Genomic DNA, 26597 nt, shown 5'->3' with positions numbered 1-26597 from the left:
TTGTTTATATGATGCTTTTTTTATGGAATTTATTATATTAATATAAGTTGCTGTCAAAAATTATCCTTTTATATCGGGAAGTTATATGTAAGCTTTCACTCATTTTAGAAAAAATCTCTACCTTTGTAACAATGAACCTCTTAAGATGGATACTGGCGATTTATTTCATGGCACTCTCATTGATGCCATGTGAAGACACGTCTCATCCTCTGAATTCAGGGAATAATAAGATTACATTGAGTATTCATGGTGTTCATTCTACAGAAAAAGGAGATGTCTGTTCTCCACTGTGTGCATGCAGCTGTTGTCAGATAACGGTTTCAGCATTTAAAATGGATCCTTTATTAGAAATTCCTGAGCAGATTCCTGCTTACTTTTCAAAGAAGATCTTATTCCACAAAAACGACTTTGCTTACCAGATTTACGATCCTATCTGGCAGCCTCCTAAAATTTAATTTTTATTGACTTTTAGAAAGCCATGCTTTCTAATACTTAACCGTGCTTGAAACTTTGCAATACCATTGCAAGGGTTTTCAGGATATTTTTGCTGCAGTATTTTACTGTATGCATTCACTTTTCAATAAAATTAAATATCAATCGTGTTAGATAAAATCATAAAATTTAGTATCAAAAATAAGGTGATCATTGGTTTGATGACTCTGGTACTGATCATCTGGGGAACGTGGAGTGTTACCAGATTGCCTATAGATGCTGTGCCGGATATTACCAACAACCAGGTACAGATTATTACCGTATGCCCTACACTGGCGGGGCAGGAAGTAGAGCAGCTGGTTACCTTTCCTATTGAACAGAGTATTGCCAATGTTCCCGATATTCAGGAAACAAGAAGTATTTCAAGATTCGGACTTTCTGTAATTACAGTAGTGTTCAAAGAAAATGTAGACGTTTACTTTGCGAGACAGCTCATTAATGAACAGTTGAAAAATGCTGTGGAAGAAATTCCCAAAGGAGTAGGAACTCCCGAGCTTGCTCCCGTAAGTACAGGTCTTGGTGAAGTGTATCAGTATATTCTTCACCCTAAAAAAGGAAGCGAAAAGAAATACAATGCCAAAGAACTCCGTACCATGCAGGACTGGATCGTGCGAAGACAACTAAATGGAACACCGGGAGTTGCAGAGATCAACAGTTTTGGAGGCGAGTTAAAACAATATGAAGTAGCTATTGATCCCAACCGTTTAAAAGCAATGGGAACAAGCATCACCGAAATATTTACAGCCCTTGAAAAAAACAATCAGAATACAGGAGGAGCTTATATTGATAAAAAGCCCAATGCTTATTTTATCCGTGGAATTGGTTTAGTTACCTCTTTGGAAGATATCAAAAATATTGCGGTTAAAAATGAAACCGGAAGTGTTCCAATTTTTATAAAAGACGTTGCTGATGTTCGTTTAGGAAGTGCCGTTCGCTACGGAGCATTAACCTATGACGGAAAAGTAGATGCCGTAGGTGGAGTCGTAATGATGTTGAAAGGTGCTAACAGTAATGAAGTTGTTAATAATATCAAAGCAAAAATTCCGACCATTCAGAAATCTCTTCCTAATGATGTCATTATAGAGCCGTTTCTGGACAGAACAGATCTTGTAGACAGAGCCATCAATACCGTACAGAAAAACCTCATCGAAGGAGCATTAATTGTAATTTTCGTTCTCGTTGTTTTCTTAGGAAACCTGAGAGCGGGACTTATCGTAGCTTCAGCCATTCCGCTTTCCTTACTTTTTGCACTGGGAATGATGAATGTTTTCGGAGTAAGTGCCAATCTGATGAGCCTTGGAGCCATAGACTTCGGATTGATTGTAGATGGTGCCGTAATTATTGTGGAAGCTACCCTGCATCATTTAGGGGTAAGGAAATCTACACGGGCATTGACACAGTCTGAAATGGATCAGGAAGTATTTCTTTCTGCATCAAAGATCAGAAGTAGTGCTGCCTTCGGAGAAATTATCATCCTTATCGTATACATTCCGATTCTTACTCTGGCAGGAGTAGAAGGAAAAATGTTTACGCCAATGGCAAAAACAGTAGGATTCGCCATTCTGGGAGCATTGATTCTGTCACTGACCTATATTCCCATGATGAGCGCATTGTTCTTATCTAAGAAAGTATCACACAAAGAAACCTTCTCTGATAAAATGATGAACAGTCTGCAAAAGGTGTATCAGCCATTATTACAAAAAGCGATCAAAGTAAAATATATCATTGTTTCAGCAACAGCTGTTGTTTTTCTGATCTCCGCTTTTATTTTTAAAAATATGGGTGGTGAGTTTATTCCGCAATTACAGGAGGGAGACTTTGCATTCCATTGTATTTTACCACAAGGAAGTTCACTCAGTCAGAGTATAGAAACCTCCATGCAGGCATCAAGGATTATCAAACAGTTTGATGAGGTGAAAATGGTCGTCGGGAAAACCGGTTCTGCTGAGGTTCCTACAGATCCTATGCCTCCCGAAGCAACCGATATGATTGTAGTATTGAAACCACAAAGTGAATGGAAAACCAAGAAATCCTACAACGAACTCGCTGATGAGATCAGTGAAAAACTGGAAACAATTCCTGGAGTGTTCTTTGAGAAAAACCAGCCTATTCAGATGCGTTTTAATGAGTTGATGACAGGAATCAGACAGGATGTTGCCGTAAAGATTTTCGGAGAAAACCTTGATTCTCTTGCAATATATGCAGATAAGGTTGGAAAAATTATTCAGACAGTAGATGGAGCGACAGCACCACAGATTGAAAGAGTGAGTGGCCTTCCACAGATTAACGTTCAGTATGACAGAACGAGAATTGCCAATTATGGATTGAATATCGAAGATGTCAACAATGCCGTAAGTACAGCCTTTGCAGGAAAGGCAGCCGGACAGGTTTTTGAAAATGAAAGACGTTTTGATCTGGTAGTCCGTTTAGACAGTCTTCACAGAACAGATATTTCAGATGTGAACAACCTGATGATTACTTCAGTTACCGGAGCGCAGATTCCATTGTCACAGGTCGCTAATATAAGCTACAAACTGGGACCGGCACAGATCAGCCGCGAGCAGGGAAAACGAAGAATTGTTATTGGTTTCAACGTAAAAGGACGTGATGTGGAAAGCGTGGTAAAAGATATTCAGGCAAAATTGGATAAAGTGAAACTTCCTTCCGGATACTACTTTACCTATGGAGGACAGTTTGAAAACCTTCAGGAAGCCAGCAAACGTCTGATGATTGCTGTTCCGGTATCGCTACTTCTGATTTTTATGCTGTTGTATTTCACCTTCCGCTCATTCAAACAGGCTGCACTGATTTTCACAGCGATTCCTATGAGTGCTATCGGTGGGGTATTTGCACTTTTAGTAAGAGATATGCCTTTCAGTATCAGTGCCGGGATCGGATTTATTGCCCTTTTCGGAGTAGCGGTTCTTAACGGAATTGTTTTGATAGGCACATTCAACCAATTAGAAAAAGATGGTGAAACGGATATTCTGAAAAGAGTATTTGAAGGAACAAAAACCAGATTAAGACCTGTATTAATGACTGCCACAGTAGCTTCATTAGGATTTTTACCAATGGCTATTTCCACCGGAGCAGGGGCAGAAGTACAGAAACCTCTTGCAACAGTTGTGATTGGTGGTCTGGTAACGGCTACATTCCTTACACTATTTGTTTTGCCAATGCTGTATATCATTTTTAACACAAAGATTTTGAAAAGAAAAAATAATAATACAGGAATGTTTACTGCCGTTCTTGTTTTAGGATTGATGATGCTTGGACAGACTTTTAAAGCACAGTCAAAACCGATTTCGGTAGAACAGGCGGTAGAGCAGGCAGTGAACAATAATTTAACCCTGCAGTCTAAAGATTTAAGTATTAAATCTGCTGAAGCATTAAGAGCAACTGCGAAAGAGCTTCCGAAATTAAGCTTTGAAGCTCAGCTTGGACAATACAACAGTCCAAAATTTGACCAGTCGTTTGCTATTTCACAAAGTATTCCCTTTCCAACGTTGTTTAAAGCAAGAAAAGACTTAATCAATGAGAATATTAAAAGCAAACAGATTGATAAGGAAATTACAGCCAATGAGCTGATAAAGCAGGTGCGTACTTACTATTATCAGATTGAATATCTTCAGTATAACAAAGCTCAGCTCACTAGTCTGGACAAATATTATGAAGAATTTATCAGAATTGCAACCGTAAGATTTAAAGCGGGTGATATCAAGAAAATAGAAATCAGTACCGCGGAAACTCAAAAAGGAGAAATTAATCTGCTGCTCAGACAAAATGAAGTCTTTCTGAATAATGCTTATAAGAATTTAAAGACTTTGATGAACACGTCAGAAGATCTCGAAGTTCCATTTAATAAAGATTATGCGCCTTTAAAGGCAGAAAATGTACTCGATAGTGCTGTAGTTGCCAACAATCCTACTGTAAAAGCTTTTTACCAGGAAATGGAAATTGCTGAGAAAAATAAAAAGGTTGAAAAATCACTTGGATTACCGGATTTCAGCTTAGGATATACCAATCAGTCTTTAATAGGACTTCATACCATCAACGGACAGGAAAATTTTTATAACTCAGGAAAACGTTTTCAGTCGGCAACAGTAGGGGTTTCTATTCCATTGACATTTGGTGCCACAAAAGCGAGAATTCAGGCATTAGAATATGAAAAACAAGTCGCTGAAACCAATGCGAAAATGCAGAAGAAACAGCTTTCAGCCCAGTTGGACAATGCTTTTAGTCAGTATCAGCAGGATTTACAGCAATACGATTACTATACAAGTCAGGCACTGCCTAATGCAGAGAAAATTGTAAATGCAGCTCAGCTAGGATATAAAACAGGAGAGATTTCATATGTGGAATATCTTTTTGCCCTGCAGACTGCCACGAATATCCAGTTAAAATACCTGGAATCTATCCAGCAGGTGAATCAATCTGTAGTTACTATTAATTCAATTATAAACAAATAATATGAAATCGCTGTTCATAAAACTTTCTGCCGGACATATGAAAACGAAGGCATACAGCATCAGACAAAATACATTTTTACTTATGAAACTCAAATATAATATCATCCCTCTTATCCTGATTTTAATCTTACTAACAAGCTGTGGAAAAAAAGAAGCTTCGGAAGAAAAAGCTCCTGAAAAAACAGAACAGAAAGAGCAGGCACATGAAGAAGCTCCACAAACTATCGCTTCTCTCACAGAAGAGCAGATGAAGTCTGTAGGAGTGGCTTTAGGAACCGTAGAAATGAAAGAGCTGACTTCTACCATAAAAGCCAACGGTTTACTGAGCGTACCGAACAGTAACAAAGCAACCATCACGTCTCTGTATGGTGGAATCATCAAAACCATCAATATTCAGGTAGGAAGTATCGTAAGGAAAGGACAGGTTATTGCCACCATTGCCAACCCGGAATACATACAACTTCAGGAAGATTACCTGACGACCAACAGTAGAATAACTTATGCAGAACAGGAATACAGAAGACAAAGAGAACTTTTTGATAATGATGCAGGAGCAAAGAAAAATCTTCAGAGTGCCGATGCTGAACTTAAAACATTAAGAACAAAAAGAGCTTCCCTGCTGAAACAGCTTCAGATGATGGGGATAAGTCCTGGAAAAGTAAGTAATGGGAATATGAAATCCGGTTTGGTTATTACAGCACCCATCAGTGGAACGATCAGTAGTATTACTGCGCAGATCGGTAGTTATGTAGATATATCTTCTCCTGTTGCCACAGTGATTGATAACGGTTCTATCCATCTCGATCTTCAGGTATTTGAAAAAGATCTTCCTAAAATGAGAGTGGGGCAGATTGTTCATTTTAAACTGACCAACAATCCGGAAACCGAATATGATGCAAGAATTTACAGCATAGGATCTTCTTTTGAAAATGAAAGCAAAACCATTTCTATGCACTGTGAAGTGATCGGAAACAAATCCGGACTGATTGACGGAATGAATATCACCGGAATTGTAAGCCTTGATAAAAGTACAACCCCGGCAGTTCCTACAGAGGCCATTGTAGAAGCAGACGGGAAATATTTTGTATTTATTCAGACCGATAAAAAAGCGGAAGAAGAACATGAAGAAAAAGGAAAACCACATCCGAAAACCTTAAACTTTGAGAAAATAGAAGTGGTAAAAGGAACATCAGATATGGGATATACCGCGATAACTCCGGTTGGAAATATTCCTGACAATGCAAAAATAGTAGTGAAAGGAGCATTTTTCGTGAATGCGAAACTGGTGAATTCCGGGGAACATGAACATTAATGAAAGCCGCTGGAACCCGTGAAATGTCGATTTTTATCCTTAAATTAGAGCTGTTTACGTAATTTTTTATTGAATAAAAACGGTTGGAAGAAACTAAAGATAACCTCACCGAATTTTAATAAATAGTCCAATTATGTTATTAAACAAAAAAATATCAGTTTGGTATTTCATTCGTGAAATAAAAACCCAAATTCTGTTCATCGGAATATTTGCGATAGCCATTGGTCTTTTGGATGAATTACCATGGTTCCGCAAGATCTCGCTGCCTTTGAATATTCCTGCATTGTTGGGAACAGCGGTATCATTGTTGCTGGCATTCCGTACCTCCCAATCCTATGAAAGATGGTGGGAAGCCAGAACTGTTTGGGGGGCCATAGTAAACGATTCCAGAACTTTTGTGAGGTTGGTCATTCAGTTTATACCTGCCGGAGATGATAAAACAATAAAAGATTTTGCTGAAAGACAGATCATTTGGACCTATGCACTTGGAGAATCATTGAGAAAACTTCCGTTTTCTGAAAAAGTTCAGCAATATCTGGATCAAAATCAGATCAAAGGAGCCAATATCCCCAATGCAATTCTGGACGAGCATTCCAGACAGTTGAAAGAAATTGCAGTTTCCAAAGGACTGACCGATTTTCAGCAGATGCAGCTGAATGATATCATCACAAGGCTCTGCGACAGCATGGGAAAATGTGAAAGACTGAAGAATACGGTTTTCCCACGTTCGTATAGCGTTTTAGTTCATATTTTGATCTATGTTTTTGCAGCTATCCTTCCGTTTGGGCTTGATGATTCACAGCTGTTGGTAGAAATTGCCATTACTTTCCTGGTTCCGGTGACATTCATTGCCATTGAAAAAACATCCATCATCATGCAGGATCCGTTTGAAAATGGTCCTGTAGATACTCCAATGACTTCTCTGGCACAGACCATAGAGATCAATATCAGGCAGATGATCGGTGAGCAGAATGTTCCCCCTAAAAAAGAAAATACATCCTATTATGAAATGTAATTAAACCATACACAATATGGAAAGCACACCAACACAAACCGTTTCTGCAGGAAGCAGACATAAAAAGAATCTCCTGATCGTACTCTGCCTTAGCGGAACCTATCTTATTGCTGAGGTAATAGGAGGAATAATAACAAATAGTCTTGCATTATTAGCGGATGCAGCCCATATGCTGACAGATGTTGTAGGATTGTTATTGGCATTTATTGCTATCAAAATAGGAGAAAGAAAAGCAGATCCTTCCAGAACATATGGTTATTATCGAACAGAAATATTAGCAGCCGTAATCAATGCGGTAGTTTTACTGGCTATTTCGATCTATGTTTTGTTTGAAGCCTACCAGCGTTTTCAAAATCCACCCGAAGTACAAAGTAAATCAATGCTGATTGTAGCTGGTATCGGATTGATCGTCAATATTGTCGGAATGATGATTCTGAGAAAAGATTCAGAAGGGAGCCTCAATATGAAAGGAGCCTATTTTGAAGTTCTTTCAGATATGCTTACTTCTGTAGGTGTCATGATAGCCGGAGTGATTATGCTGACGACAGGCTGGTATTATGCTGATCCGTTGATTTCAGCTGCCATCGGATTATTAATCTTTCCAAGAACATGGAAACTGTTGAAAGAAGCCATTAATGTTTTGTTGGAAGGAACACCTAAAGATGTGGATATTCATACGCTTCGTCAATCATTGGAGAAAACTCCCGGAGTAAAAGATGTTCATGATCTGCATGTGTGGTCACTGACATCCAGTGTCAATGCAATGAGCGCTCACGTTGTAAAGGAAGCGGAATATTCTCAGAATCAATTATTAACTACATTGACAAATGCTACGATTACTAATTTTAAAATCAGTCATACCACTTTTCAGATAGAAGAGGAGGGTTATGAGGAAAATGAAGCCCATCTGTAAAATTTTAAAAGCGTATAATGAAAAAAGATATAGAACACAAACTCATTGATAAAAATACCAAACCTACCAGTATGAGGATTTTGGTATATGATTTCCTAAGCTCTCAGGAAGCAGCTTTATCTCTTTCTGAAATAGAAAATCATTTTGACAATGCTGACAGAATCACCATTTACAGAACATTGAAAACCTTTGAAGAAAAAGGAATTGTTCACAGTATTCAGGAAAATACAACCACGAAATACAAACTATGCGAAGACGATTGTGATGAAAAAACACATAAAGACTGGCACCTGCATTTCTACTGTAAAATATGCAAACAAACAACCTGCAAAGAAGATATTTCCTTCCCGGAAAACATCCAGACCAATTTCAGAATAGACGAAATACGATTGTTTGCCAAAGGAATCTGTGAAAACTGTCTTGAAAGTTTGCAATAGCATTGCATCAGTCTCATCTTTACATTTGTATAAAAATATTCAGTTATGGAAAAATGCTGTAGTACAACCCCGGAAAAACCTTATACAAAAGGACACAAACATAATCATGCAGAAGGAGACGGACATGACCATGACGGGCATGATCACTCTCACGACTCCGGAGATCAGACGGTCTTCCAGATGTTTCTTCCCGCTATTATATCCTTTATCATCTTATTATTAGGAATTGCTTTTGATAACTATATAAAACCCGCATGGTTTACAGGCTGGGTACGTTTAGTATGGTTCCTGGCAGCTTATATTCCTGTAGGATTCCCTGTATTGAAAGATGCCTACAAAAGTATTATCAAAGGAGATGTATTCTCAGAATTCTTTCTGATGAGTATCGCAACCATTGGAGCTTTCGCCATCGGAGAATATCCTGAGGGAGTAGCAGTAATGTTGTTTTATGCCGTAGGAGAAGTATTTCAGTCTATGGCAGTTACCCGAGCTAAAGGAAACATAAAAGCATTATTGGATCAGCGTCCTGATGAGGTAACGGTTATGGAAAATAATCAGCCAAAGACAATGAAAGCCAAAGAAGCTAAAATTGGAGATATTATCCAATTAAAGCCCGGTGAAAAATTGGCGCTGGATGGCGAGTTGCTTTCAGATTCAGCATCATTCAACACGGCAGCTTTAACGGGAGAAAGTAAACCCGATACGAAAAATAAAGGTAAGGTTGTTCTGGCCGGGATGATCAACATGAACAGTATTGCTTTGGTAAAAGTAAATACAGCCTATGAAGACAGTAAGCTGAGTAAAATTCTGGAACTCGTTCAGAATGCCACAGCTCAAAAAGCTCCGACAGAACTGTTCATTAGAAAATTTGCCAAAGTATATACTCCAATCGTAGTATTTCTTGCCATAGGAATCTGTTTACTGCCCTATTTCTTTGTGAGCGACTATCAGTTTAGAGACTGGCTGTACAGAGCATTGATTTTCCTTGTGATTTCCTGCCCTTGTGCCCTTGTGATTTCAATTCCGCTGGGATATTTCGGAGGAATAGGAGCTGCAAGCCGAAACGGAATATTATTCAAAGGAAGTAATTTCCTGGACAGCATTGCAGAGATTCAGAATGTAGTGATGGATAAAACCGGAACTATGACAGAAGGAGTATTCAAAGTACAGGAAGTAAGCATGAGCGCTGAATTTAATAAAGAAGAAGTCCTCCAGATGGTCAATGTTCTCGAAAGCAAAAGTACCCATCCGGTGGCAACGGCTATTCACAATTATGTAGGAGATATCAATCACAACATTCCTTTAGAAAATGTAGAAGAGATAGCAGGTCACGGATTGAAAGCGACTATTAACGGAAAAGAACTTCTGGTAGGGAACTTTAAACTGATGGATAAGTTCAGCATCAGTTATGATCTCAACCATGCCAATATAGTGTATACAGTGATTGCAGTAGCGTATGATAAAAAGTTTGCAGGCTATATCACCATTGCAGACAGCATAAAAGAAGATGCAAAACAAACCGTAGACAACCTTCATAAAATGAATGTAAAGGCTACCATGCTGAGCGGTGATAAAAGTACCGTTGTGAAATATGTAGCAGATCAGCTGGGTATTGACAATGCATTTGGAGATTTGCTGCCTGAAGATAAAGTAAATAAAGTTAAAGAAATTAAAGCTAGAAATCAAACTGTAGCTTTCGTAGGAGATGGAGTGAATGATGCTCCTGTAGTGGCTTTAAGTGATGTAGGAATTGCGATGGGAGGCTTAGGAAGTGACGCAACCATTGAAACAGCAGATGTTGTGATTCAGGATGACAAACCGAGTAAGATTCCAATGGCCATCAATATCGGAAAGCAAACGAAAAAGATCGTTTGGCAGAATATTATTCTTGCTTTTGCGGTAAAAGCCGTTGTTCTGGTCTTGGGAGCCGGAGGGCTGGCAACCATGTGGGAAGCAGTGTTTGCAGATGTAGGAGTAGCATTATTGGCTATTTTAAATGCCGTAAGAATTCAGAGAATGAAATTTTAAAAAGCAAATAATAAACACACTAAATTATATTCAATAAAAGCTCTGCTGAATTTCAGCAGGGCTTTTGTTTTTTATGCACTATTCCATGGAAATCCATATTAAGCACTAGAGACTCCTGCGGAGTGACAAAGAGACTGCCTTTACTTTCCGTATCAGATATTTAAATTTTATCACAGACAAAATCTTCGCGCCTTAAAACAGTAGGCATTCTAAAAAATAACTTGCGTCTTTGCGATTTCCAACAAAACAAGGCATTAAAAAAAAACAAAAAAGCTCCGCCAAAGACATCAGCAAAGCTTTTATTAACAAGATTAAACTTTTATATAAAGAACTAAGTTTTGATTAGGTCTCAAGTTTGAATCAAAGTTCGGGATAAAATAATTCCGTTGATAGGCACAGTTTTGTAATTTTTGTGGGTAACAGTATACAATCACAATGACATTCATCATAAATCATGCAGAAAACAGTTTTGAAGTAGTATATTTGTAACAGAGAACAAAATCGTTGAGGTTATTCATTTCCATATTCATCATTTTTACTGTTGCAATCCGCCCCGTTTTGCCATTGATAAATTATGCAGTGAACTATGATTATATTGTGAAAAACCTTTGTGAAAACAGAAACGTACCACAATCAACCTGTAAAGGGAAATGCTATGTGGAAAAAGAACTGGCAAAAACAGAAAAGCAGTCCAATAGCTCTCAAACCATAAAGATTGCAGGCTTAGATGTTTTTATTTCTCATGATATCCTTTCTTTCTCATCTCATGTGAGCCCGGAATCACTTTCTGAAATTCCAGATTCCAGTTATTTTAATTCTCACTCTTCAGAATACTTTTCAAGGATATTCCATCCTCCATTGATTTAATTTTTATTGTAAACTATATTTTTAGTTTATGAGATAAAAGTCATTAAAGATACACTATGCAATTAAAGTACATTGAGAAATTCCGTGTTTTCTCAGACTTGTGCATTGTATCATAACTTTATTTAACATTATTAATTTCAATTTAACATTAAAATGAAACCTCCTATTATTTTGACCGCCCTGCTGTCAATATCATTACTGTCGTGTGCTAAGGAAGCGCCTAAAGTAAAGCATGCAAGCCATATGGACTCTTCAGGAAAGAATGTAGAAAATGTACAGGTGGTGAATGAAGAAGATCCGGTTTGTCACATGAAAACTGCAGGATCTATTAAAGATACCGCTGTATATAAAAATAAAACGTATGGTTTTTGCAGTGTATCCTGCAAACGTGAATTCAAAAAAAGCCCTGAGAAATATGCCAAAAAATAAAAAGCCCAATAATAAAAGTAAAGTGATCATACCTATCGCTTTATTTGCGTTGCTTTTTCTTGGAATAGGGGTAGGAATGGGGTATTTTAAAAAGAACCTTTATACCGTGATGAAAGTTCCTGATTTTGAACTTACCGATCAGAATGGTAAAAAGATCACCAATAAGGATATGCTGGGAAAGGTATATCTCGTAGAATTTTTCTTCAGCAAATGTCCTACAATATGCCCTGTGATGAATACCAATATGAAGGCTATTCAGAATCAGATTAATGATCCGAACTTAGGTATCATCTCCATCAGTATTGATCCGGAAAATGATACTCCTGCGGCATTGAAAGAACATGCTCAAAGAATAGGCGCAACATCTCCGAACTGGCATTTCCTGACCGGAGATCGAACCTATATTGGCGATCTTGCAGATAAATTTAATATCTATGTTGGTGACAAAGAAGATGAAGGAGAAAGCCTTAACCATAGCGGAATGATTGCTCTGGTAGATCAGGACGGAAATATCCGTTGCAGATACAATAAAGAAAATATGCCCATTCTGTATTATTCAGGATTAAATTACGATGATCCGGAAGGAAAAAATCCAAGACTAAACGGGAAATATCATCCGGACAGAGAAATTCTGATTGAGGATATTAAAAAATTATTGAAATAGAGAAGAGGGAAGCTGGAAATTATTCCAGACGATAAAGATCTGGCGATTTTTGAGATAACTGTAAAAGCAAAATAGAAGTTGAAACAATTATACATTGAAGTAGATTACTTCCATCTCCCATTTTCCATCCTAATAAAAAAACATTGTTAAACCATAAACAAAAACGTTATGAAGATTTTGAAAATAGCTGCTCTAAGTGCAGTTTTCGCGGCCCAGTTTGCACTGGCTCAGTTTAAGCAGACGCCTCTGCCATATGCTTATAATGCTTTGGAAGGAAATATTGATGCCCAAACGATGGAAATTCATTATTCAAAACATGCGGCAGCCTATGTAGCTAACCTGAATAAAGCCATTACAGGAACTCCACAGGAAAAAGAAACTTTGTTTCAGATTCTTTCCAATGTTTCAAAACTGCCCGCTGCAGTAAGAAATAATGCAGGAGGACATTACAACCACGAATTGTTCTGGACTGTTCTTACGCCTCAGAAAAATACACAGCCTTCAGCAAAATTAGCAAAAGCCATCACTGAAACTTTCGGAAGTATAGATGCTTTTAAAGAAAAAATGGCTAAAGCCGGAGCAGACCGTTTCGGATCTGGATGGGCATGGCTTTCTGTGGATAAAAACGGAAAACTATTCGTTTCTTCTACTCCTAACCAGGACAATCCTTTGATGGATGTAGTGGAAGAAAAGGGAACTCCTATCTTCGGAATTGATGTATGGGAACATGCTTATTATTTAAAATATCAGAATAAAAGAGCAGATTATTTGACCGCTATCTGGAACGTTACCAACTGGAAAGAGATCAGCAGAAGATATGACGAAGCGATAAGCAAGAAATAATCAAATGAAATTATTTTACAGCATACTTTTTACCTTTTATATGGTGCTAAGACCTTTAGTGCCTGTGGTAGAGTATGCTGTAAATTATGATTATATTGTAAAAGTTCTCTGTATTAATAAAAGCAGGCCGGAGGTTCACTGTAACGGAAAATGTTATCTGAGTAAAGAGTTGGCCAAAACCAATGATTCGGAATCTTCTCCCTTTCAGAAAATAAAAAACTCAGGACAGAAAGTCCTTGATACCTATATCCTGCCGGAGACTACAGAGATTAGCACTACTGAAAAACGAACGTTTTTCAATTTCAATTTTACTTATGAAACAGCTTATTCTTTTCTGTTTCTTACCCACATTTTCAAACCACCGGTTTTTTAAGTTAAACGATCACTATTCAGCCATAAAAGTCACAAAAGCTTAGATAAATTAAAAGCTTAAGTGTTCTTAATTATGCGTAAAACCTATCACTTAAAATAAATTAAGTGTAAGAACTTTTGTGCCTTTTGTGGTAAAAAAGCTGTTACAGCAATTCAAATTAATTCAACTTAAAAAATCAACAATGAAAATTTATAAATTTTTATCACTATTCTTTATTGCCTTTACTTTATTCTCTTTTGTAGCCTGCGAAAGCAGCCGAGATGACGAAAATCCACAGGATACTACACCCGGAAAACTTCAGATCAAATTTGAAAACGGATTTAATAACGTAGGCGATATCGTTTTGAATCAGACGGTTCAAACTTCTTCTAACGGGCAGAAACATAATTTTTCTGCTTTGAAATATGTCATCAGCAACATTTCACTGATAGACGAGAACGGAAATGAATTTAAGTACAATGAGAATAACCCAGATAAAGGGGCTTTTATTGTAGATCAGGCAGATGCGGTGGCAGGAATTATATACCTTAACCTGGATGGTGTTCCGAAAAACAATTACAAGAAAATAAAATTTGGATTAGGAATCAGCCAGAAAGCGTATTTGCTTGGACAGGATGGACAGGCTGAATTCTGGACAAAAGCCAAACAGAAAGGACTGACATGGTCATGGGCCGCCGGTTATATTTTTGTAAAACTGGAAGGAAAATATGGAAATGATACTCCTGCAAAAGAATTTATGAACCATACCGGAAACATGGGAAATGTGACAGCTAATCAACAGGCTGATTTATACCGCGAAATAACATTGAATCTTCCGACAACAGCAAGAGTGACAAGTCAGATTCGCCCTTCTGTTCATATTCTGGCAGACCTGAACCAGTTTTTGAGCGGAGATAAGGCGCTTACCCTTGCCACTGGTAATGATATGCTGATGGGTTCAAACCAGCATCTGACAGATGTTACGAATAATCTTACAAAAATGTTTAAAGTAGACCACGTTCACAATGATTAATTTTTTTGTTAAAACGATACTGATTATGCTTGTATTGGTTCTGAGCTTTGTCTCCTGTTCCGATGAGGTAATCCAGCCGTTGGAAAAAGACGAAGCCTACAATCTGCAGTTCCCTGCTTATTTTCCGGAGATGACTTTTGATAAATCGATCAATCCGGTAACTAAAAATGGAGTAGAACTTGGGAGAAAATTATTCTATGAAGGCCGACTTTCCCGAAATAATACCATCTCATGTGGTTTCTGTCATATTCAGGAAAATGCATTCACCCATCATGGTCACACAGTAAGCCATGGAGTTGATGATAGAATAGGAATCAGAAATGCGCCTCCTATCCAGAATATGGCTTTTTTGAAAAGATACATGTGGGACGGAGTGATCCATAATCTGAATGAACAGCCCATCAGCCCGATTACAGACGTGAATGAAATGGACAGCTCCATACCGGAAGCTATTTCGAAAATAAAAGATGACCAGAAGTATAAAAAACTATTCAGAGATGCTTATGGTGATGAAACCATTACCGGGGAAAGAATTCTGAAAGCATTGTCTCAGTTTATGGCTTCTTTAATTTCTGCAGATTCAAAATATGACCGATTCAAACAGGGAAAAGAACAATTGACTTCAACAGAATCTCAGGGAATGACTTTGTTTGGACAGAAATGTGCCTCCTGTCATAGCGGAGAATTGTTTACGGATGAGAGCTTCAGAAATACGGGAATGTATTACAATACGGAATTCAAAGATGCCGGACGTTACAGGGTTTCCCTTAATCAGGTTGATTGGATGAAATTCCGTGTTCCAAGTTTGCGAAACATAGAATATACAGCACCTTATATGCATGACGGAAGGTTTTACACATTAGACGCTGTGCTCAATTTCTATTCGGATCAGGTAGAAGATAATACCAATCTTGATCCTCAGCTGAAGCAGAATGGCCATACGGGAATTGCCATGAACAGCCAGGAAAAACAGTCGATTATTGCATTCTTGAAAACCCTGTCTGATAAAAGTTTTATATCCAATCCAAAATTTGCAGAATAATTTATAGAAAACATGAAGAAGATTATAGTGATACTAAGTTTGATGGTATTTAGCCTGAACCAGGCAAATGTAGTTAGAGACAGCATGTATATTGCTCAGAACAGCTTTAGCAAATTCGATTTTGATGATGATTGTGATGCCTGTGGCTGTGCGGCAGGAAACGGATCTTCTGGCTTTGAATCTTTACTGAATCCACAGTTTGTAGGAATCAAATACTTTGCCCAGCATTATAAAGCCAAAGAAAATTTATTTGTAAAAGACCTTACACAGGATCAGTATTTTAATACGTTGCAGCTTTGGGGGAAGATTCCATTGACCAAAAAACTGAGTGTTTACGCAAGTTTACCATTCCATTTCCATGAAAAGAAAACTATGCAGGGAGATATCAAAATCAATGGAATAGGGGATTTGAACCTGATGGGAATTTACCAACTGATGAGTTCTAAAGATAATTTTCACCACTTGAGCGGAGGTTTGGGAGTGAAAATACCGCTGGGGAAATTTGATGAAAAAGGAGTATCGGGTGTTAATCCTAGTTTTCAGCTGGGAACCGGAAGCTGGGATTACCAAGCTGCTTTGAATTATAAATTTCAGAAAAATAAAGTGGCCATATTGGTTAATACAGACTATACGATCAAAACTGAAAATAAGAAAAACTATCGTTTCGGAAACCAGTGGAACTATGCTGCAACAGGATTTTATCAGGTTGCAGGAAATGAAAAATCCATTTTTTCTGTAAAAACGGGAGTTCAGGGAGAAGTTTATGCTCAGAACAAACAGTTTGATGAAGCCCTTCCCAATACAGCTGGAAGTGCTTTGTACGGGAAATTGGGATTTGAAGCTTCTTATAAAAAGCTCAGTTTGGGAAGTGAGATCATGCTTCCTATGTACACGCATCTGGCGGGAGGAGATATTGAAGCCAAATCGAGATTCAGTATTTTTCTGAATATTGGAATTTAAAGGCAAACCCCTTATAAAATTAGGTTAAAGCTCCTTCGGGAGCTTTAATTGTTTATGAATCATGATTTTAATTGGGGATTAGGAATAATTATTTATCTTTGCCGAAATTTGGTGAGCCCTAAAAAGCTCTTAAAAGGGAATCCGGTGAAAATCCGGAACAGACCCGCTGCTGTAAGCTCCGCACCAAAGTTTTTGAAGAATATATCCACTGTTTTTAATGGGAAGGATTTCAAAAATGGAGTAAGTCAGAAGACCTGCCAGAAAATAATCGTTTGACGCTTTCGTGGAATAAAGCTTAGGACATCAATGATTCTGTGCAGTGACAGCTGTGCTTTGTCGTTGTATTCTTACATCCATTAGCGTCTTCATGATACTAAATGAGCTAATGGCGGCAAAACTAACTACTTCGGCAATTCAAAAAGCTGTTTTCATCATACTGGTGATCACATCCCAACTTTTGTCTTCTCAAACTAAGAAAAAAGACAGTTTACAGGAAGAGACCATTAAAGGAATCAATCTTTATAAAAAGAATTTTAAAGAAATCCTTCCTGCACAAACCTTACAGGGCGAGCAGCTGGAAAGACTGAACAGTCAATCTGTTGCAGATGCTTTACGATATTTTTCAGGAGTCCAGATCAAAGACTATGGAGGATTGGGTGGCTTGAAAACCATTAATATCCGAAGTATGGGAAGCCAGCATGTAGGTGTTTTCTATGATGGAATTCAATTGGGGAATGCTCAAAACGGATTGGTAGATTTAGGGAGATATTCTTTGGATGATCTGGAAGAAATATCATTATATAACGGTCAGAAAAGTGAAATCTTCCAGCCGGCGAAAGACTTCGGGTCTTCGGGATCTATTTATTTACAGCCTAAAACTCCGGTATTTAAAGGAAATAGAAAAACGAATCTTGTAATAAGAGCAAAAAGTGCTTCTATTGATCTTTTCAATCCGTCATTCCGATTAGAACAGAAGATTTCAGACAGGATTTCTGCCAGCTTCAGTGGAGAATTTATGCAGAGTGACGGAATTTACAGATTTCGATATGCAAAGAAATACCCAGACGGGCAGCAGGCTTATGATACCATTGCGAAGAGACAGGATTCAGACATCAAAGCAAAGCGTTTTGAAACTTCTTTAAATGGAACTTTAAATAACGGAAGCTGGAATATCAGAGGATACGGATATATTTCAGACCGCGGAATGCCGGCGCCAATTGTCAACGGGCGTTTTGGAGGAAGAGGAGCGAGACTTTCCGATGAGAATTATTTTGTACAGGCCAATCTGAGAAAGAAACTGTTCCCGAAATTTGAAACACAACTGAAAGCAAAATTCGCTTACGATTATACCCATTTCATGGATACGGTTCGCTCGCAGTCTATTATTCGCACCGATAATACCTATATTCAAAGAGAGCTTTATCTTTCCTCGTCCAATATCTATTCTATTACGCCCAATTGGGATGTCAGTCTGAGTGGGGATTTTCAGTATAATAATCTGGACGCCAATCTCGATAATTTTTCTTATCCTACCCGTTACACAACATTGGTAGCATTGGCAACAACCTATCAATGGAACAGGTTCAAAATTCTGGGAAGCCTTTTAGGAACTTTTACATTTGAAGAAGTAAGAAAAAACAAAAGACCGGGAGATGCCAGAGAGTGGACTCCTGCTGTATTTATGAGCTATCAGCCGGAGATAATCCCAGAGCTTACTCTAAGGGCTTTTTATAAAAGAATTTTCCGACTTCCAACCTTTAATGATTTGTATTATACTAATATTGGAAATACCTACCTGAAACCGGAATTCACCAATCAATACGACTTAGGATTTACCTATCAGAAGAATTACAACAACCACTTCTTTAAATCCTTTTATGCTAAAGTAGACGGCTACTACAACAAAGTTCAGGATAAAATTGTAGCTGCACCTAACGGAAGTATGTTCCGCTGGTTGATGATGAACCTTGGGATGGTTGAAATCATCGGAGCTGATGTAAATCTTCAGACTGAAATGCAGCTTGGGCAAGTAAAGCTAAGACCATTACTTTCTTATACGTACCAAAGTGCAAGAGATATGAGTGACCCGGAAGATACTTTCTACCGCAATCAGATTCCTTATACACCATGGCATAGCGGCTCATTCAGCCTGATGGCAGATTATAAAGACTGGAGTTTCAATTACAGTGCTATGTATGTGGGAGAAAGATATGACGTGAATCAGGATAATATTCAATACAATTATGTACAGCCCTGGTATACACATGATCTGTCTGTTCAGAAAAAATTCAACTGGGCGAATCATCAATTTAAAGTAAGCCTTGAGATGAATAATATTTTCAACCAATACTATGATGTGGTCATCAATTATCCGATGCCCGGAAGAAACTTTAAACTTATTCTAAACTTCACCCTATGAGAAAACTAAACTTTTATTTTTTATTTATTGTATTAGCTTTTCTTACTTCATGCCGTACAGATGATATTATCGTTCGTCAGGAAGTGGTAGAAGGATTTCCTTCAGAAAATACAGCCATAAAAGGTTTTTATATGCTGAATGAAGGAAATATGGGAAGCAATAAATGTACACTGGATTTTTTTGATTATACCAAAGGAACCTATTACCGGAATATCTACGCAGAAATTAACCCGAATGTGGTAAAAGAACTGGGAGATGTAGGAAATGATATTAAAGTCTATGGCAGCAAACTTTACATTGTTGTCAATGTTTCCAATAAAATTGAAGTGCTGGATGCCAAAACAGCTAAACGTATTACTTCTATTCCGTTGCAAAACTGCAGATATCTTGCCTTCAAAGACGGGAAAGCGTATGCCAGCAGCTATGCCGGACCGGTAGATATTAATCCAAAAGCACCCAAGGGAAAAGTAGTGGAAATTGATACCACTTCTCTTTCCATCCAGCGTGAAGTAACAGTAGGATATCAACCTGAAGAAATTGAAATTGTAGGAAATAAATTATTTGTTGCCAATTCCGGAGGATATAAAGCCCCTGATTATGACAATACGGTTTCCGTAATTGACCTGAGCACCTTTACTGAAATCCAGAAATTAAATGTTGCCATTAATCTTCATCACCTTAAAAAAGACAATTACGGAGACCTTTATGTAACCTCAAGAGGAGATTATTATAACGTTCCTTCCAGTTTGTATTTGATAGATGCAGCAACAGGGATCGTCAAGAAAGATTTCCATCTCGCTGTGAGCGAAATGACTATCGTGAACGATAAACTCTATTTCTATGGAAATGAATTCAATTACAACACCCATAGCTATAAAAAAAGTTTTGGAATCATTGATGTGAAAACAGAACAGATCATTGCCAACAGAATTTTTGATAAAGAATATGAGGATGCCATTAAAACCCCTTACGGTATAACAGTAAACCCCATCACAGAAGATATCTATATGACAGATGCCAGGAATTACGTATCCATGGGATTTGTGTATTGCTTTGATAAAAACGGACACTTTAAATGGAAAACGGAAGGCGGAAATATCCCTGCCCACTTTGCTTTTTTATACAAATAACCAAAATTTAAGAAATGAACAGAAATACCTTTACTTATTTAAAAATCGGATTTTTATCATGCTTCCTCGTTGGAGTGATAGCCTGTAAACATGATGATGAAGATGAATTTACATTCAACGGTCTGGATGATTCCTATTCCATTGAGCGTTTCAAAGTGTTGAGTATTCCTACCCATGCATCAGGATCGGTGGTATGGAGTATTAATGATTCCATCATTTCTCAAAATTCAGAACTTGAATTTATCAGCCCAAAAGCAGATGCTTATCCTTTGACTTTAAAGATTAATAATAAAGGAAACGAACAGGTTTTTCATTCCAAAATAATCGTTACCAAAGAAAAAACGCCTTACAGTAAATATATTTCCAAAGTACTGGAGTTTCGTCCTGCTGTAGGGCAGTTCATGAACGAAATCCCGGAATATTTACCAGGAAATACAGCTGCAAACATGCTTCAGAAAGCCAACGAATCATTAGTAGGAGGTAATTCTACCATGATCAGTCTTGGAGGATATGGCGGATACGTCGTTTTCGGTTTTGATCATACTATTCCCAATCTGAATGGGCGTGATTTTAAAGTACTGGGAAATGCATTCTTTGGAAATGATGCTGCTGATCAGCGCTCTGGATCTTGTGAGCCGGGAATTATTATGGTGGCCTACGACCGAAACAAAAACGGAAAACCCGATAATGATGAATGGTACGAAATTGCAGGCAGTGAATATTTCAAAAATACCACTGTAAAAGATTACAGCATTACTTATTATAAACCAAACGAAAATAAAACACCAGTAGCCGGAACTGAATTCTGGCAGACCGATGTAGAATATATCAAATGGAACGATAATCTGGGAAATCAGGGATTTAAAACAAAAAATACTTTCCATGTACAAAGCTATTATCCTTTATGGTTTACAGATCCATCATACAGCTTTTCAGGAACCAGACTGGCTAATAATTTCTTCGATCAGAGCGGAGACGGATCCTATTGGGTAGGAAAATCCTACGAGTTTGGATATGCAGATAATGCTCCGAATACGGATGCAGCCTCCAACATTGATATTTCATGGGCGGTAGACAGAAGCGGAAAATATGTGAAACTTCCCGGAGTCGATTTTATGAAAATATATACAGGAGTCAATCAGGAAGCTGGCTGGCTGGGTGAAGTTTCTACTGAAGTGGCAGGAGCTTACGATTTACATTTCAAATAATAATACAATCTATTTAAATTAATAAAAAATGAAAAAGTTTTATCTTTTTATCATGCTTTTTCTGTTTGCAGGTTTATCAAATGCACAGATAAAAGTTCAAGGTGTACCCAGAAATGATATTTCAGGGATCAGCCAGCTTAATACCACTACCATCAGTTTTTCTGATATTCAGTATTGGGTAGGATCAGGAGCCAATCAGGCTGCTTTTGTAGTACAATGGAATGACAGCAAAAATCCTGATGCCATGGTTTGGGGCTTCAAATGGGACGGAAATGCCACTGGAGAAGATATGCTGAAAGCTATTGCTAAAGCAGATCACAGATTATACGCATTGCTGTATCAGGGAACTCAGTTTGGATCAGCTGTAGGTGGAATTGGTTTTGACCTAAACGGACAGAATACCAATGCCCTGATTAAAAGTGGAAACACCACTTATCCATTATATCCGGTAAATGGCTTTGTCAATACAACAGCTTATGATTTTGACAGCTATACCATTGTAGATGCTGCCAACGATCACTGGCAGTCTGGGTGGACTGTAAATGGATATTGGTCGTATTGGGTAAAAAACCCTGCTGATGCTGATTTTGGATATTCTAGTGTTGGAGCTTCTTCACGTATGTTGGAAAATGGTTCATGGGATGTTTGGAACTTTAATGTAGGATTTAGTCAAACTCCTATTTCTTCTACCATCACTCCGGTTTCTCCATATATAGCTTCCAATAACTTTACCAACGGATATTTCATGGTAAACGAAGAATGGTTTGGTCATACTAATGGATCTGTAAATTTCATTGACAATAACGGCCAGATCAATTATCGTGTGTACAGTAACGCTAACAATAATCAAGCTTTCGGAGCCACTACGCAATACGGAACAATCTATGGAGATAAATTCTATTTCATATCGAAGCAGGCTGCTGATGGAGGAGATACTCAATATACTCCTGGAGGAAGACTTGTGGTAGCCAATGCGCAGACGATGCAGAAAATTGCCGGATTCAACAATATCGGAGGAGGAGACGGAAGATCTTTTGTAGGAGTGAACGAACATAAAGGATATATTGGAACTTCTACAGGAATTGTTCTTTTCAATATTGACAATTTACAGGTAGGAACTCTGATTGCCGGAACAGGTGGAAACGGACAGATCGGGAATATGATCCGTACTTCACAATATGTATTTGCTGTGAAGCAGGGAGCAGGAATTTTAGTGATTGACCCTAATACAGATACAGTTGTAAGTACTATTGCCGGAGGTTTCTATTCTGTGGCTCAGGCTAAAGACGGAAGTGTATGGGGAATTCAGGATCAGAAGTTGATCAATATTAATCCTACTACTTTTGCTACCCAGGTTTACAATATTCCAACAACGAAGTATATCGGAGATTGGGGAGCATGGAACGCAGGTAAATTCTCAGCAAGTAACAAAGAAAATGCTTTATACTGGATCAACTCAATTAGTAGCTGGAGTTCAGGAACACAGATTGTGAGATTTGATGTAACAACAAAAACATTTAACGAAAACTTTGCTGCCATTCCTGGGCAAACAGGACAGTTTAAGCAAATTCCTTACGGTGCTGCACTTCGTGTAAACCCTATTACCGGAGAATTGGTTCTGAATACAACGGAAAGTGGATATGGAGCACACTATCAAAAAAACTGGATTCATACTTATGATATGACCGGAGCGCTTATCAATACGAAAACTCTTAATGATTATTATTGGTTTCCTTCATTGACGGTATTCACCAATAATTCAGTTCCTGTTGTGAGTAATGTTTTACCATCACAGGTTACAGCAGGAAATACTACAGCGATTGATTTGAAATCAATAGTTTCTGATGCCGATAATATGGCTGTTTCTGTAGTGAAATCTGTAAAGTCAAACAGTAACCCTACAGCCGTTTCTGTTACTATCAATAATAATGACGAGCTTGTCTTGACACCGCTTACTTCAGGAACATCTGATATTGTAATCAGCTTTAACTCCAATGGTAAATTGGCAGAAAAGACAATTACGGTAAACAGTACAGCTTCTACTTTAGCGACTGCTGAGGTGAAAAAACTGGAATTCGGTATTTATCCAAACCCGGTTGTTGACATCCTTACTATTAAAACACAGGAGAAAATCCAGACTGTTTCTATGTATGATGCTTCAGGTAAAATAATTAATGTACAACTGAGCAACGGACAGATCAATGTAAGTGCCCTTCCAAAAGGTATTTATATTTTGAAAGCTGTTACAGATAAAGCAGTATATCAGCAAAAAGTAATTAAAAACTAATACGAGTTTAGATCGTAATCTTGTTAATCTAATCCTGGCCAGCTTTGGGCAGGATTTTTTATTACTTGAAAGAGAAATTTTTGAACCATGAATAACTCTGAATTAATTTCATAAAAAACCCGGCAAGCTTGAAAAGCTTGCCGGGTTCGATTTGTTATGTCTTTTTTTTATTTGATGATCACTTTTTTAGAGTATGTTTTTCCTTCTTTAGTTTGAAGCTTCATAATATATACCCCTTGTGGTTGTTTTGTATCAAAAGTATTTGATGTCAGCTTAGAACGGAATACCTCTTTTCCGGAAGTATTGGTTAAAGTAACTTCCGAACCTTCTGCAGTAACATTTTTGTCAAGAGTAAACAGTCCATCCTGGCTGTGTGCCATAAAATTGATGAATGGATCTTTGTACTGATAAGCATAGTATACTCTAAGTTCACCGCCAATGTTCAATAATCCGGAATTCACATTGATTTTGATACGGTCAAAAGGAATGTTCATGGTCATTTCAATTTCCCCTTTGCTTGGATCTGTTCCTCCAAGAGTAAGAAGTTTTGTGGCAAGACTTGTGTAATCGTTATTGGAAACATCACCATTAAAGGTCTCAATAGAGGCACCTCCCAATACCTGAGCAGATAGAGGAGTTCCGTTTGATCCAATGGCAAGAACAAGCTTATTCGTGTTGTTAGCAATGTTGGTAGTAGGGAAAATCAATGTCTGTTCTGTTCTCGCCAGCAATCCTACTGATACCTGTAGAGTAGAGTAATCATTTTCGTTACTTCCTACTGCATTTTGAGGATTCAATACTCCACAACCTATGCATAATCCCAATACCTGGTTGGTTTGGCTGCTTGCATACGTCTTTACAATCTGTGCAAAAGACATTGTACTTGTTAAAAATAGGAATGATGCCAAAATAGCAGTTTTCATAGTGCTTTGGCTAAGTAATAAATTAGTTTTCATATGTAGAAAAATTTTGGGTTTTAGCTTTGTGTAAATTTATAAATAAATTAATTATGTTACTTATTTTATTTCATTTTTATGTGATTTGTTAATAATTAATTGATATTTGTGATTATGAATTTATTTTTATTTAATAAAAAAATATTTGTACTTCTCTGAAAACGAACACAAAAAAATACGGCAGACCTGAATAAGTCTACCGTATTAATTGATCTATTATTTAATTATTTTATGATAATCTTTTTAGAATAAGTTTTTCCTTCTTTAGTCTGTACGTTCATAATATAAACTCCTTCCGGCTGTTTAGATTCAAATGTATTGGATTTTACTACAGAACGGAACACTTCTTTTCCTGAAGTATTATATAAGGTGATCTCAGAACCTTCTACAGGAATATTTCCTCCAAGAGTAACCTGGCCATTCTGACTGTGGGCCATAATGTTTACCAATGGATCCTGGTAAGCATAATAAATTCTGAATCCGCCACCAAGACTTAATACGCCTCCGGTTAGGCCAATTCTTATTCCGTCATAAGGTTTTGCCGGTTTGAATTCTACGGTTCCTCTGTTTGGTGTAGCACCTAGTTTAAGAAGACTTACATCTATTGTTCTGCGGTCGTCATTGGAAGTTCCTCCATTCATTGTCTCAAGAGTTACTCCGCTTAATAATTGTACGGATAAAGGAATGTTATCTGTTCCGATTCCTACAACAAGTCTTGTGTCTGATCTCAGATCAGGGAAAATAAGGGTTTGTTGAATTCCTCCTAATAAAACAGTTCCCAAGACCATTGTAGAATAGTCGTCTTCGTTAAATCCAACGGCATTCAATGGGTTGTCTATACGGCATCCCAGGCATGCTACTCCAAATACACCCGAGCTTTGAGCATGTGCGTAAATTCTGTTCTGCGCAAAAGATAAAGTGCTTGCTGAAAATAAAAATAAAGCCATTAATCCGGCTTTAAAGGAGAATCGTTTTCCCAAAAGTAAATTAGTTTTCATGTTATATATTTTTTGAATGAATAGTTTTAGTCAAATTTAATGATTAATAGGAGAAGTAAAAAATAATATTTCCATTATTAGTGATATTTTTAATAAAATTTAATATGACTTTGTATTCGGTTGCCCAAATACTATCACTTATATTGATTATTTATTTTAATTGAAAATTAAAATCTCTGGAACAAAAGAGGTAAAAGTAGGAGATATGAGAAAATCCTTTATTGTAGTGGTAAGGTATAATTGAACCTGAAGATCTTAAAAGATGGCTGTGACCATTCGATTCAGATATATGAATGGTAAAAAATGTCAGAATTGTTGGGTAAAGATTTCCCAAATTGAAGGTATAAAAACGAAAAAAGGACTTTTGAAAAAGTCCTTTTGTAGCCCGTAGGGGAATCGAACCCCTCTTACCAGAATGAAAATCTGAGGTCCTAACCGATAGACGAACGGGCCCTCTATCTTCCATCACCGAAGTAATGTGTTAGTTTTTGTTTTTATAAGTATCAACTCTTATTGTAGCCCGTAGGGGAATCGAACCCCTCTTACCAGAATGAAAATCTGAGGTCCTAACCGATAGACGAACGGGCCGGTTAGATTTATTTGAATATAGCTTTTTTCTACTATGATCTTTATAAAACCACCGTTGTTACAGTGGTCTTATAAGATGTAAGTAGCCCGTAGGGGAATCGAACCCCTCTTACCAGAATGAAAATCTGAGGTCCTAACCGATAGACGAACGGGCC

General features: G+C 37.6%; 21 protein-coding genes, 3 tRNA genes and 1 riboswitch. Of the genes, 19 read left to right on the top strand and 5 right to left on the bottom strand.

All coding sequences use genetic code 11. The features are described from left to right. Positions 1–131: 131 nt before the first annotated feature. The 19 genes from ACM6F9_RS12255 (at position 132) to ACM6F9_RS12165 (ending at position 23900) form a co-directional block, all read left to right on the top strand. A complete protein-coding gene (locus ACM6F9_RS12255) occupies positions 132–455 on the top strand; it encodes a DUF6660 family protein (RefSeq protein WP_414845973.1) in 324 nt (107 codons plus the stop codon). Positions 456–599: 144 nt separating this feature from the next. Further along, positions 600–4961 carry a CusA/CzcA family heavy metal efflux RND transporter gene (locus tag ACM6F9_RS12250; protein WP_414845972.1) on the top strand — a complete coding sequence of 1454 codons (4362 nt, stop codon included), beginning with the start codon at positions 600–602 and terminating at the stop codon, positions 4959–4961. An 82-nt stretch (positions 4962–5043) separates the two neighbouring features. Further along, complete coding sequence (locus ACM6F9_RS12245) at positions 5044–6273, top strand: efflux RND transporter periplasmic adaptor subunit (RefSeq protein WP_414846430.1); 1230 nt, start codon at positions 5044–5046, stop codon at positions 6271–6273. Positions 6274–6406: 133 nt separating this feature from the next. After that, complete coding sequence (locus ACM6F9_RS12240) at positions 6407–7288, top strand: bestrophin family protein (protein ID WP_414845971.1); 882 nt, start codon at positions 6407–6409, stop codon at positions 7286–7288. 16 nt (positions 7289–7304) lie between these two features. Next, a complete protein-coding gene (locus ACM6F9_RS12235) occupies positions 7305–8201 on the top strand; it encodes a cation diffusion facilitator family transporter (RefSeq protein WP_414845970.1) in 897 nt (298 codons plus the stop codon). 17 nt (positions 8202–8218) lie between these two features. Further along, entirely contained in the window at positions 8219–8638 is a 420-nt protein-coding gene (locus ACM6F9_RS12230) for a Fur family transcriptional regulator (protein ID WP_002983024.1), read from the top strand. Positions 8639–8683: 45 nt separating this feature from the next. Then, on the top strand, positions 8684–10666 hold the full coding sequence (locus ACM6F9_RS12225; protein WP_414845969.1) for a heavy metal translocating P-type ATPase: 1983 nt from the start codon (positions 8684–8686) through the stop codon (positions 10664–10666). A gap of 579 nt (positions 10667–11245) precedes the next feature. Beyond that, complete coding sequence (locus ACM6F9_RS12220) at positions 11246–11533, top strand: hypothetical protein (protein ID WP_414845968.1); 288 nt, start codon at positions 11246–11248, stop codon at positions 11531–11533. A 153-nt stretch (positions 11534–11686) separates the two neighbouring features. Continuing rightward, a complete protein-coding gene (locus tag ACM6F9_RS12215) occupies positions 11687–11962 on the top strand; it encodes a YHS domain-containing protein (protein ID WP_414845967.1) in 276 nt (91 codons plus the stop codon). Further along, complete coding sequence (locus ACM6F9_RS12210) at positions 11949–12626, top strand: SCO family protein (RefSeq protein WP_414845966.1); 678 nt, start codon at positions 11949–11951, stop codon at positions 12624–12626. The genes ACM6F9_RS12215 and ACM6F9_RS12210 overlap by 14 nt, the downstream gene beginning before the upstream one ends. Positions 12627–12794: 168 nt before the next feature. After that, positions 12795–13469, top strand: a complete 675-nt coding sequence (locus tag ACM6F9_RS12205) for a superoxide dismutase (RefSeq protein ID WP_414845965.1) — start codon at positions 12795–12797, stop codon at positions 13467–13469. 4 nt (positions 13470–13473) lie between these two features. Then, positions 13474–13842, top strand: coding sequence for a hypothetical protein (locus tag ACM6F9_RS12200; protein WP_414845964.1), 369 nt, complete (start codon positions 13474–13476; stop codon positions 13840–13842). A 181-nt stretch (positions 13843–14023) separates the two neighbouring features. Beyond that, positions 14024–14854: an MbnP family protein gene (locus ACM6F9_RS12195; protein ID WP_414845963.1), complete on the top strand. Its 831-nt coding sequence runs from the start codon at positions 14024–14026 to the stop codon at positions 14852–14854. Beyond that, on the top strand, positions 14847–15896 hold the full coding sequence (locus ACM6F9_RS12190) for a cytochrome-c peroxidase (protein ID WP_414845961.1): 1050 nt from the start codon (positions 14847–14849) through the stop codon (positions 15894–15896). Before ACM6F9_RS12195 ends, ACM6F9_RS12190 begins: the two co-directional genes overlap by 8 nt. Positions 15897–15908: 12 nt before the next feature. Continuing rightward, on the top strand, positions 15909–16856 hold the full coding sequence (locus ACM6F9_RS12185; protein ID WP_414845960.1) for a transporter: 948 nt from the start codon (positions 15909–15911) through the stop codon (positions 16854–16856). Between the two features lie 92 nt (positions 16857–16948). Then, a riboswitch (cobalamin riboswitch) is annotated at positions 16949–17133 on the top strand. A 108-nt stretch (positions 17134–17241) separates the two neighbouring features. Next, positions 17242–19275 carry a TonB-dependent receptor plug domain-containing protein gene (locus ACM6F9_RS12180; RefSeq protein ID WP_414845959.1) on the top strand — a complete coding sequence of 678 codons (2034 nt, stop codon included), beginning with the start codon at positions 17242–17244 and terminating at the stop codon, positions 19273–19275. Further along, positions 19272–20405, top strand: a complete 1134-nt coding sequence (locus tag ACM6F9_RS12175; RefSeq protein ID WP_414845958.1) for a YncE family protein — start codon at positions 19272–19274, stop codon at positions 20403–20405. The genes ACM6F9_RS12180 and ACM6F9_RS12175 overlap by 4 nt, the downstream gene beginning before the upstream one ends. A 14-nt stretch (positions 20406–20419) precedes the next feature. Beyond that, positions 20420–21613 carry a cell surface protein gene (locus ACM6F9_RS12170; RefSeq protein ID WP_414845956.1) on the top strand — a complete coding sequence of 398 codons (1194 nt, stop codon included), beginning with the start codon at positions 20420–20422 and terminating at the stop codon, positions 21611–21613. A 28-nt stretch (positions 21614–21641) separates the two neighbouring features. After that, positions 21642–23900, top strand: coding sequence for a DUF5074 domain-containing protein (locus ACM6F9_RS12165; protein ID WP_414845955.1), 2259 nt, complete (start codon positions 21642–21644; stop codon positions 23898–23900). A 167-nt stretch (positions 23901–24067) separates the two neighbouring features. Here ACM6F9_RS12165 and ACM6F9_RS12160 read toward each other — a convergent pair whose 3' ends face one another. From ACM6F9_RS12160 to ACM6F9_RS12140, 5 genes are all read right to left on the bottom strand, one after another. Next, positions 24068–24856 (bottom strand): T9SS type A sorting domain-containing protein, encoded by a 789-nt coding sequence (locus ACM6F9_RS12160; protein ID WP_414845954.1) that lies wholly within the window; start codon positions 24854–24856, stop codon positions 24068–24070. Positions 24857–25080: 224 nt separating this feature from the next. Further along, positions 25081–25854 (bottom strand): T9SS type A sorting domain-containing protein, encoded by a 774-nt coding sequence (locus tag ACM6F9_RS12155; RefSeq protein ID WP_414845953.1) that lies wholly within the window; start codon positions 25852–25854, stop codon positions 25081–25083. 381 nt (positions 25855–26235) lie between these two features. Then, positions 26236–26307: transfer RNA gene (locus tag ACM6F9_RS12150), tRNA-Glu, on the bottom strand. Between the two features lie 63 nt (positions 26308–26370). Next, positions 26371–26442, bottom strand: a tRNA-Glu gene (locus ACM6F9_RS12145). 83 nt (positions 26443–26525) lie between these two features. Next, positions 26526–26597, bottom strand: a tRNA-Glu gene (locus ACM6F9_RS12140).

The sequence above is a fragment of the Chryseobacterium sp. IT-36CA2 genome, assembly GCF_949767875.1.
GTDB lineage: Bacteria > Bacteroidota > Bacteroidia > Flavobacteriales > Weeksellaceae > Chryseobacterium.
This window is presented reverse-complemented; position numbering and strand designations above follow the sequence as displayed.

Bases quoted from the DNA above. Each gene is read 5' to 3' on its own strand.
- ACM6F9_RS12255 (WP_414845973.1), top strand. From the start codon at position 132: ATGAACCTCTTAAGATGGATACTGGCGATTTATTTCATGGCACTCTCA.
- ACM6F9_RS12245 (WP_414846430.1), top strand. From the start codon at position 5,044: ATGAAACTCAAATATAATATCATCCCTCTTATCCTGATTTTAATCTTA.
- ACM6F9_RS12240 (WP_414845971.1), top strand. From the start codon at position 6,407: ATGTTATTAAACAAAAAAATATCAGTTTGGTATTTCATTCGTGAAATA.
- ACM6F9_RS12235 (WP_414845970.1), top strand. From the start codon at position 7,305: ATGGAAAGCACACCAACACAAACCGTTTCTGCAGGAAGCAGACATAAA.
- ACM6F9_RS12230 (WP_002983024.1), top strand. From the start codon at position 8,219: ATGAAAAAAGATATAGAACACAAACTCATTGATAAAAATACCAAACCT.
- ACM6F9_RS12225 (WP_414845969.1), top strand. From the start codon at position 8,684: ATGGAAAAATGCTGTAGTACAACCCCGGAAAAACCTTATACAAAAGGA.
- ACM6F9_RS12215 (WP_414845967.1), top strand. From the start codon at position 11,687: ATGAAACCTCCTATTATTTTGACCGCCCTGCTGTCAATATCATTACTG.
- ACM6F9_RS12210 (WP_414845966.1), top strand. From the start codon at position 11,949: ATGCCAAAAAATAAAAAGCCCAATAATAAAAGTAAAGTGATCATACCT.
- ACM6F9_RS12205 (WP_414845965.1), top strand. From the start codon at position 12,795: ATGAAGATTTTGAAAATAGCTGCTCTAAGTGCAGTTTTCGCGGCCCAG.
- ACM6F9_RS12200 (WP_414845964.1), top strand. From the start codon at position 13,474: ATGAAATTATTTTACAGCATACTTTTTACCTTTTATATGGTGCTAAGA.
- ACM6F9_RS12195 (WP_414845963.1), top strand. From the start codon at position 14,024: ATGAAAATTTATAAATTTTTATCACTATTCTTTATTGCCTTTACTTTA.
- ACM6F9_RS12190 (WP_414845961.1), top strand. From the start codon at position 14,847: ATGATTAATTTTTTTGTTAAAACGATACTGATTATGCTTGTATTGGTT.
- ACM6F9_RS12185 (WP_414845960.1), top strand. From the start codon at position 15,909: ATGAAGAAGATTATAGTGATACTAAGTTTGATGGTATTTAGCCTGAAC.
- ACM6F9_RS12180 (WP_414845959.1), top strand. From the start codon at position 17,242: ATGGCGGCAAAACTAACTACTTCGGCAATTCAAAAAGCTGTTTTCATC.
- ACM6F9_RS12175 (WP_414845958.1), top strand. From the start codon at position 19,272: ATGAGAAAACTAAACTTTTATTTTTTATTTATTGTATTAGCTTTTCTT.
- ACM6F9_RS12170 (WP_414845956.1), top strand. From the start codon at position 20,420: ATGAACAGAAATACCTTTACTTATTTAAAAATCGGATTTTTATCATGC.
- ACM6F9_RS12165 (WP_414845955.1), top strand. From the start codon at position 21,642: ATGAAAAAGTTTTATCTTTTTATCATGCTTTTTCTGTTTGCAGGTTTA.
- ACM6F9_RS12160 (WP_414845954.1), bottom strand. From the start codon at position 24,856: ATGAAAACTAATTTATTACTTAGCCAAAGCACTATGAAAACTGCTATT.
- ACM6F9_RS12155 (WP_414845953.1), bottom strand. From the start codon at position 25,854: ATGAAAACTAATTTACTTTTGGGAAAACGATTCTCCTTTAAAGCCGGA.